We start from the raw sequence: 7,461 nt of genomic DNA on the forward strand, positions 1-7,461 counted from the left end.
GCGGAGGACGCCACCGACGTGGCGGCCACCGTGGCCGATCTGAACCGCCGCGACAAGCTCGACTCGAGCCGCGCGGTCGACCCGCTGCGCCAGGCCGACGACGCCGTCACGCTCGACACCACGGGCATGGGCATCGACGAGGTCGTGGCAACGCTCCTGAGCATGCTCAACAGCAAGGTGAGTTCGTGAGTGACTTTTCTTCCGAGGTCTCGGCCTTGGAATCCGCACTGCATCAATCCATGGCGGAGGAAGGCCCCGTACCGGTCGTCGCCGTCGTCGGCCGGCCCAACGTCGGCAAGTCGACCCTGGTCAACCGGATCATCGGCCGCCGCCAGGCGGTGGTCGAGGACAAGCCGGGCGTGACCCGCGACCGCGTGCCGTACGACGCGCAGTGGAGCGGCCGCCGCTTCACCGTGGTCGACACCGGCGGCTGGGAACCGGACGCCCGCGACCGTGCGGCTGCGATCGCCGCCCAGGCCGAGATCGCCGTCCAGACCGCCGACGTGGTCATCTTCGTGGTCGACGCGATGGTCGGCGCCACGGACGTCGACGAGAAGGCCGTCCGGATGCTGCGCCGCAGCCACAAGCCGGTCATCCTGGTGGCCAACAAGGCTGACAACCAGAACATCGAGAACGACACCGTGTCCCTGTGGGGCCTCGGGCTGGGGGAGCCGTTCCCGCTGTCCGCCCTGCACGGCCGCAACGCGGGCGACCTGCTCGACAAGATCCTCGCGGCGATGCCCCCGGCCCCGGCGATCATCGAGAACGCCCCCCGAGGCCCGCGCCGCGTGGCCCTGGTCGGCCGCCCGAACGTAGGAAAGTCGTCCCTGCTGAACCGCCTGGCCCGCGAAGAGCGAGCAGTCGTGGACTCGGTGGCGGGCACGACGGTCGACCCGGTCGACAGCCTGGTGGAGATGGACGGCGAGGTCTGGCAGTTCGTCGACACCGCCGGCCTCCGCAAGCGGGTCAACCAGGCGTCGGGCACGGAGTACTACGCGTCGTTGCGTACCGCCGGAGCTGTCGAAGCCGCCGAGGTCGGCGTGGTCCTGCTGGACGCGTCCGAGGTCATCAGCGAGCAGGACCAGCGGGTGCTGACGCAGGTGGTCGAGGCCGGGCGGGCCCTGGTGATCGCCTTCAACAAGTGGGACCTGGTCGACGCCGACCGCCGGATCTTCCTGGACAAGGAGATCGACCGCGAGCTGAAGCGCATCCCGTGGGCGATCAAGGTGAACATCTCGGCGAAGACGGGTCGCGCGGTCGACAAGCTGGCCCCGGCGCTGCGCAAGGCCCTCGACAGCTGGGAGAAGCGCATCCCGACCGGGGCGCTGAACCAATGGCTGACGGCGCTGACGCAGGCCACCCCGCACCCGGTGCGAGGTGGGCGGGCGCCGCGGATCATGTTCGCGACGCAGGCCGGGGTGGCGCCGCCACGGTTCGTGCTCTTCACGACGGGGCCGCTGGATGCCGGATATCAGCGGTTCATCGAGCGGAAGCTCCGTGAGGAGTTCGGGTTCGAGGGGTCGCCGATCGAGGTTTCGGTGAAGCCGCGGAAGAAGCTCGGGCCTGGTGGGCGGGGTAAGGCGCACGGGTAGGTTTTGGCCCCGTCCCGGCAGGCCGGTGGTAAGTCGGTTGGGGGGCTGGGGTAGGGTTGTGGTGTTGCCGCGCACTGGGGTTCCGGGGCGTGGCATCGGGCTGTAGCGCAGCTTGGTAGCGCACTTGACTGGGGGTCAAGGGGTCGCAGGTTCAAATCCTGTCAGCCCGACTTTTTAGAACGTCTTCGCAGGTCGAAAGCCTGCGGAGGCGTTCTTCTTATTTACGCTGATTGATTCCAGGGGTGCGTGGAGCCCTTTACTCGGCATCCGGGCGAGCGGATTGAAGTGCATTCCGGAAGATGTTTCCGCAGCTCAAGGCCGATCTTATGGGCCGAGAGGTCGTTTTCGCGGACTCCTTTACTTGGCTGCCTTCGCCGTTGATGATCGAATTGGTCTTCGAGGCTCCGCTGGGTATCACTGCAGGTCAGCGCCGTGTAGGCCGTTCGGGTGGTGCCCCTTGTGGCCGTTGACCCGGCGGCACCACCCTTTACCTATGAGCCGGGGTCGCGGGCCGGTTTTCTGGCTGCGGGACGTAAGCACGCCGCTGTGCGACCCCTTGACTCGGGCCGCTGTGGTGCCGGGCAGCGACTCCTTGACCGGGGAGCTGGCAATGAAGATTGAGAATCTGCTGGCTGGTGTTCAGAGTCAGGCCCGGGCGGTGTTGCTAAGAGACTGGGACCGGTCGTTGCGCGCCGGGAATCATCCGGAGACCACTCGGTACAACTATGTGCTCGCTGCTTCGCAGCTGGCCGCGTATCTGGGCGAGCGGATGCCGGTGGTAGGCGGCGCTTGCGATCCGAGCCTGGTGGACAGCCGGCAGGTGACAGCGTTTCAAGCGGCGGTGATCGAGGAGTGCTCGGCGGGGACCGGGTTGAACAAGTACAAGGCGTTGCAGCAGTTTTCCGCTGGCTTGTCAGCGAGGGCGAAGTTGGCGGTCGCCGATGGATGGCGTGCCGCAGCCGACAGCGGTGCAGAAGCTTGTTGAGGTCCTCAGCGATGAGGAAACGCGACGCATTCTCGAGGTCTGTGAGGGGCGCGGCTTCGTGCAGCAGCGCGACCAGGCACTGGTCAGGATGTTCTACAACACCGGGGGCAGTCTGGCTGAGATCGGCGATCTCTTGGTGCCTGACGTCGATCTGGACACTGACTCGGTCGTCCTGACGGGTAAGGGTGGCAAACAGCGCCGGGTGCGGTTCGGGGCCAAGACTGCGGGTGCTCTGCGCCGGTATGTGCGCGCCCGCAGCCGACGCCCGGGCTTGATGGCATCGACCAGTTGTGATTCGCCGCGAAAGGTGCCCGGCCGTTGAAGCTGAACGGCATCAAGATTCGGCTGCGGGAGCTGGGGGACAGGGCTGGGGTTGAGCATGTCCATGCGCAGCGGTGGCGGCACAGCTTCGCCCACGAATGGAAGCTGGCCGGCGGCGATACCGGTGACCTGATGCTGCTGATGAGGTGGTCCTCGGAAGAGATGCCACGCCGTTATGGTGCCAGCGCGGCCGCGGAACGAGCCCGGCAAGTCCAAGCGCGCCTCGGCATCGGCGAACGCGTCTAAGAGGTCCGGCCGCCGGCGAGTCTACGCGGCCAGCGCTGAACGTTTCTTACTGCCTCTCGATGCTGGGCGGCCTGGCGGGTTTCCATGCCTATCCGCGCCAGCAGCGCGTCCAGAAGCCCCGGGACGGGCACACGTTCACGCTCGATCTCGAACCGGGTGACAAGCTCACCGATCTATCCGTACGGGCGGCCGGCAAGCGCGCCCATCTCCTCTCAGAGTTTGTTCCGCCATGCCGGCGCTGGGCGCACACGGCCGATGGGCCTGGCCAGGATGGGCTGGCTCCGGCCGGCGCCCCGGCCGCGACGATTACCACTACAGTCGCATTCGTGAGCGCAGATCAGGGTCTTGTTCGGGTGTCCGATTCGTTCGGCGTACGCCGTACCCGAGCCGGATCGATCCTCGAGGATGACGGGACAAACTATCAGGTCAAGTGGGATGACACCGGTGAGGAAGAGCTTGTCCCACGGGGCGCCGGCGTTCACGTCGCGACGAGGGGTTCGCTGCGTTTCCTGGCTCTGTCCGACTCCCGGCTGTTCCACGCCGTCTTCGCCCAAGAGCCCCTCGCGGTGGTTCTTCACCTGTTGGCCGAGTCGTCGGTCCCGCTGAAGGTGCGAGAGATCCGGGAGCGTCTGGCCGAGCTCGGTCTCCGGAACGAGACCTGGGCCCGGTACGGGCCCCGCGCGCTGGCGGTTCTGCCAAAGTGGCCAAATGTCGTCCGACGGCAGAAGGGCGACACTCTGGCCTACGCCTGGGTGGGGGACGAACTTCCCGAACTCCCGTCAGAGGCCGAGCCTGACCCGGAGCCGGCACCTACGCCCGCGCCTGTGTCGAAGCCCGCTCCTTCTCCCGCCAGGGCGATCGCGGCCACGACACCGGCCGAACCGGCGGTGCCGTCCGCCGAGCGCCTTCGGCGCCAGATGAGCGCCGCGCGGAGCCTCGGGGAGATCGCTCGCCTGCTTACGCTCCCGAGAGAGTTCGTAGCTGAGTTGTCACCGGAGGTGGTCGCCTCCGCGCTCCGCCGGGTCGCCGCTGAGGATCGGCTGGTCGCGGGCTGGCTCGACGCCCTGACCGCCTCCGGGCCGATTGGTGCGCTGACCGAGGAACTCGCGACGGCCCGGGCGGCGAACGCCGCTCTTCAGGGCCGGGTCGATGAGCTGGAGGAGTGGTGGATGGCCCTTGAGCAGAGCACCGATCCGGGCGCCGCAATCCCTCAGCCGGGTAGCTGAGGAGCTTCTGACTTCGAGGCAGGCTTCACCAGCCTTCCGGATGAAGTCGCCCTGCGCAGCCTCCCGCCGAAGCTGAGCACCGTCGTCTACCGTGCCCCGAGCGACGAATGGGAACCCGAGAACGTCGTCGACTTCTTCGGCGACGAGGGCCTCTACACCCAGCCTCTCGGGCTCAACCTCGAAGCCGGCATTGCCTGGTTCGTCATCGAAAACCGAGACGAAGTCGGCCGGGGCGGCCTCAAAACCATCGAAGACGTCACCTATGAGCTCTACGTCCTCTACTTCGACCACGACCGACGCCTGCTCTACATCAACAACTCTGCCAACGACGGCGTCTTCGAAGACCTCGCCGAAGCCCTCCTCGGCCCCGGCGCAACCCGATTCACCGGCTCAACCGTCTACCGCGTCATGGCCGACATCGACCGCCTGATCCCCACCAACGTCGGGGTCCTCGACGCCCACGACCAATTCCGCCGCTTCTCCATGCGCGTCGGTTCCGACGTCACCGCCAGCTTCACCCAAGCTGAAATCGGCACCAAGTCACAGACCAACATCTCCGGCGGCGGCTACCGCGAAGGCGAGCGCGTCAGCATCAGCGCATCACTCAAAGGCCGTATCTGGTCCCACGCTACCGCTCGAGACCTCAAGTACTGGCGCGACTGGTGCGACACCGTCGGCGAAAAGCTGCTCGACGACACGATCAGCATCGACAGGGACCGCCGTCGGATATCGCTCGGCACGGTTGGTCGGAAGCTTTTCCCGACCCTCGTTCCATGCGTCCGTCAACGGGGGTGAGGAGGTCACCGACGAGAGCGACCAGATCTCTGCCGTAATTGGAGACGGCGCTGGGTAGGCCCGTCACTCGCTCACGGCGCGAAGCATCGATGAGCGCCCGAGGTCGTACCGACCAACCTGAGTTCGCATACTCACGCCGGCCATGGTGGTCGTGCGGAAGGTTAGTTGACATGACGAACACAGTTGCGGGCTCGGCCCGGACGAGCGCGCCGGATTGGTGGTCGGTAGGGACCGTGCTCGTCGCGAACGGCGTTCTGGTGACGTTGATCCTTTCTGGTCAGTTGCGTCAGGCCACTGGCGCAGGCGGCGGGTTCGTGCCGATCGACTTTCTGCTCGGTCCAGTCGGGCTGGGCGCTCTCACGGTTGGACTGGCCGTGGCATTGCCGATCGTGTGGCGTCAGCGCGCTACAGCCCGGCCGCCCGCCACCGGGATCGGTCGAGGGATCGGGGCCACCGCGCTCGGTTGGGCACTCGCGTTCGGGCTCGACGTCGCCGCGGCGATGGTCTTCATCGTGCTCGCCTGAATGTCAGTCTGACCCGCTCTGCGGAAGCCGAAGCTGAGCGAGGGCTGAGCAGGCACTCCTCGGGTCGCCCAGCTCGCCGTTGTCGTCAGCGACGCACCGTCTGCCTGGGTATACACCTGAGCTGAACCCGGTTGAATTGCACAACGGCGACATTGAACGCCATGTGGCGCAGAGGAATCCGAGCAACGTGGCCGAGCTGACCGCCGCCGCGACTGCGGTCCGCCGCTCGGCGGGCCGCGTCCGAACCAGCGCACGGGCCTGAACACTTGACCATCCCATGAACGGCGCGCATCGCGCTTGACGTGCGCAAACACCGTCCACAATGGCGTGGGGTCAAGTGGCCGCAGGTTCAAATCCTGTCAGCCCGACCAAAGGTTTTCGCAGGTCGGAAGGCTGTTCTAGATCTTGGATCAGCCTTCTTCGCGTTCCTGGGACCACAAGAGTCAAATGGCGCCGGTCGTAGCGCACCTTGACCGCTGGTCCACAAACCTCCAGCAAGCAAGTGGTTACTGCCGACTTGGTCATTCTGTGTATCAAGGCGCCGCTGACGCGGCGCGACCGTGCTCGCTGGCGGCCTCCGGCCGGCATCGGCCGGCGCGACGGGCCGCACCATGGCATTCCATCCTCGCTCCTAGAGCTGGACTTCGGCCGGCGGCAGTCCTGCGGACCCCGGAAGGCACGAGCGACAGCTCGGTCGGCCTTCCCCTCTCGCCTCAATGGTCCAGCACCGGTACCACGCGTCAAGGGCGCTCCGCGTCACTTCGCGATGGCCTGCGGCCACCCCTGGCATCGGTGCTGGTGGAGGGCCCTTGAGAGGGGCCGGCAGAAGAAGCGTTGGCACTGCAACTACCAATCCGGCCGTTCCTGGTAGTGATGAACAGGCCGTCCCGGGGGTCGTGCAGATCGCCACCCTGTTGCAGGGGTTCGGCGCTGCGGCGTAGCTGGGCCGCGCGGACGTGGGCGCGACGATGCTGGCGGCTGCACGCCCCGGGAGTCTCGTTAAAGAAACTTTAAGGAACGCTTGCTCAGCGTCATGAACTGCTGCCACATCATTGCTCGTATATCTCGGCACAAGCAGTACCGAGACGAAGAGGAGCCGTGCATGTATCGACGCGGAATCAGCAGCCGGACGCGCAAGCTGGTGATTGGAGGTGCCGCCGCAGCGCTGCTCGGCTCGGCGCTCGCGGTCGGCACGGGGATGGGCCAGGCGGCCGAACAGGGCAACGCCGGAGCCAGCTCCGGCAACATCAACGCTTTGGTGCCGGCGCTGGGTTTCAGCCCGGGCGATCCGAACGCGACGGCCGACCGCGTGGGCCCTATCGGGGTAAAAGTTCCCGGTCGCTGCCCACCCACTCAAGCCCAGGTGAACGCGCAGGTAGCGCTCAAGAATGCGAACCTTCCGAGTGGAACGGACCTTGAAAGCCGCATCCAACGTTTCGAAAAAACCTTGTCGGCGATTCAAGACTTGAAATGCCCTGCATCTTCCACGACTTTGCTGGGACGCTTGAATTCCTTGACCGCGCTGCGCGGAAACGCGAACCGCGATAACACCCTGCGTGGTTTGGGTCTGAACGAAACGCCGGCGGATAAAGCCGCCGCCACAGGATCCGGTGACGCGGCCGCGAGTGGAGCGACGGGGAACGCCGGAGCCGGCTCCGGTGACATCAACGCTTTGGTGCCGGCGCTGGGTTTCAGCCCGGGCGATCCGAACGCGACGGCCGACCGCGTCGGCCCTACCGGGGTAAAAGTTCCCGGTCGCTGCCCACCCACTC

Annotated in this window: 9 protein-coding genes and 1 tRNA gene; all 10 read left to right on the forward strand. The window is 66.4% G+C overall.

The features are described from left to right. Nucleotides 1-189: (d)CMP kinase (locus AB0C29_RS24525; protein WP_360824264.1), on the forward strand; the 189-nt coding region annotated here is incomplete at its 5' end. After that, nucleotides 186-1,592 carry a ribosome biogenesis GTPase Der gene (gene der, locus AB0C29_RS24530; RefSeq protein WP_360824267.1) on the forward strand — a complete coding sequence of 469 codons (1,407 nt, stop codon included), beginning with the start codon at nt 186-188 and terminating at the stop codon, nt 1,590-1,592. The genes AB0C29_RS24525 and der, both read left to right, overlap by 4 nt. A 96-nt stretch (nt 1,593-1,688) precedes the next feature. After that, nucleotides 1,689-1,762 (forward strand) — tRNA-Pro (locus AB0C29_RS24535). Between the two features lie 440 nt (nt 1,763-2,202). After that, nucleotides 2,203-2,577, forward strand: coding sequence for a hypothetical protein (locus AB0C29_RS24540; RefSeq protein WP_360824270.1), 375 nt, complete (start codon nt 2,203-2,205; stop codon nt 2,575-2,577). Beyond that, a complete protein-coding gene (locus AB0C29_RS24545) occupies nt 2,561-2,899 on the forward strand; it encodes a tyrosine-type recombinase/integrase (protein WP_360824273.1) in 339 nt (112 codons plus the stop codon). The genes AB0C29_RS24540 and AB0C29_RS24545 overlap by 17 nt, the downstream gene beginning before the upstream one ends. After that, nucleotides 2,896-3,144 (forward strand): hypothetical protein, encoded by a 249-nt coding sequence (locus AB0C29_RS24550; RefSeq protein ID WP_360824276.1) that lies wholly within the window; start codon nt 2,896-2,898, stop codon nt 3,142-3,144. The genes AB0C29_RS24545 and AB0C29_RS24550 overlap by 4 nt, the downstream gene beginning before the upstream one ends. A gap of 59 nt (nt 3,145-3,203) precedes the next feature. Further along, nucleotides 3,204-4,370 carry a hypothetical protein gene (locus tag AB0C29_RS24555; protein WP_360824279.1) on the forward strand — a complete coding sequence of 389 codons (1,167 nt, stop codon included), beginning with the start codon at nt 3,204-3,206 and terminating at the stop codon, nt 4,368-4,370. Between the two features lie 408 nt (nt 4,371-4,778). After that, nucleotides 4,779-5,165 (forward strand): hypothetical protein, encoded by a 387-nt coding sequence (locus AB0C29_RS24560; RefSeq protein WP_360824282.1) that lies wholly within the window; start codon nt 4,779-4,781, stop codon nt 5,163-5,165. A 170-nt stretch (nt 5,166-5,335) separates the two neighbouring features. Continuing rightward, the gene (locus tag AB0C29_RS24565; RefSeq protein WP_360824285.1) at nt 5,336-5,689 is read left to right on the forward strand and encodes a hypothetical protein; all 354 of its coding nucleotides are present in this window, start codon (nt 5,336-5,338) and stop codon (nt 5,687-5,689) included. Between the two features lie 1,102 nt (nt 5,690-6,791). Continuing rightward, a partial coding sequence (locus tag AB0C29_RS24570) for a hypothetical protein (RefSeq protein ID WP_360824288.1) occupies nt 6,792-7,461 on the forward strand: 670 nt, incomplete at its 3' end.

It is taken from the genome of Actinoplanes sp. NPDC048791 (assembly GCF_040650095.1).
Taxonomy (GTDB): domain Bacteria; phylum Actinomycetota; class Actinomycetes; order Mycobacteriales; family Micromonosporaceae; genus Actinoplanes.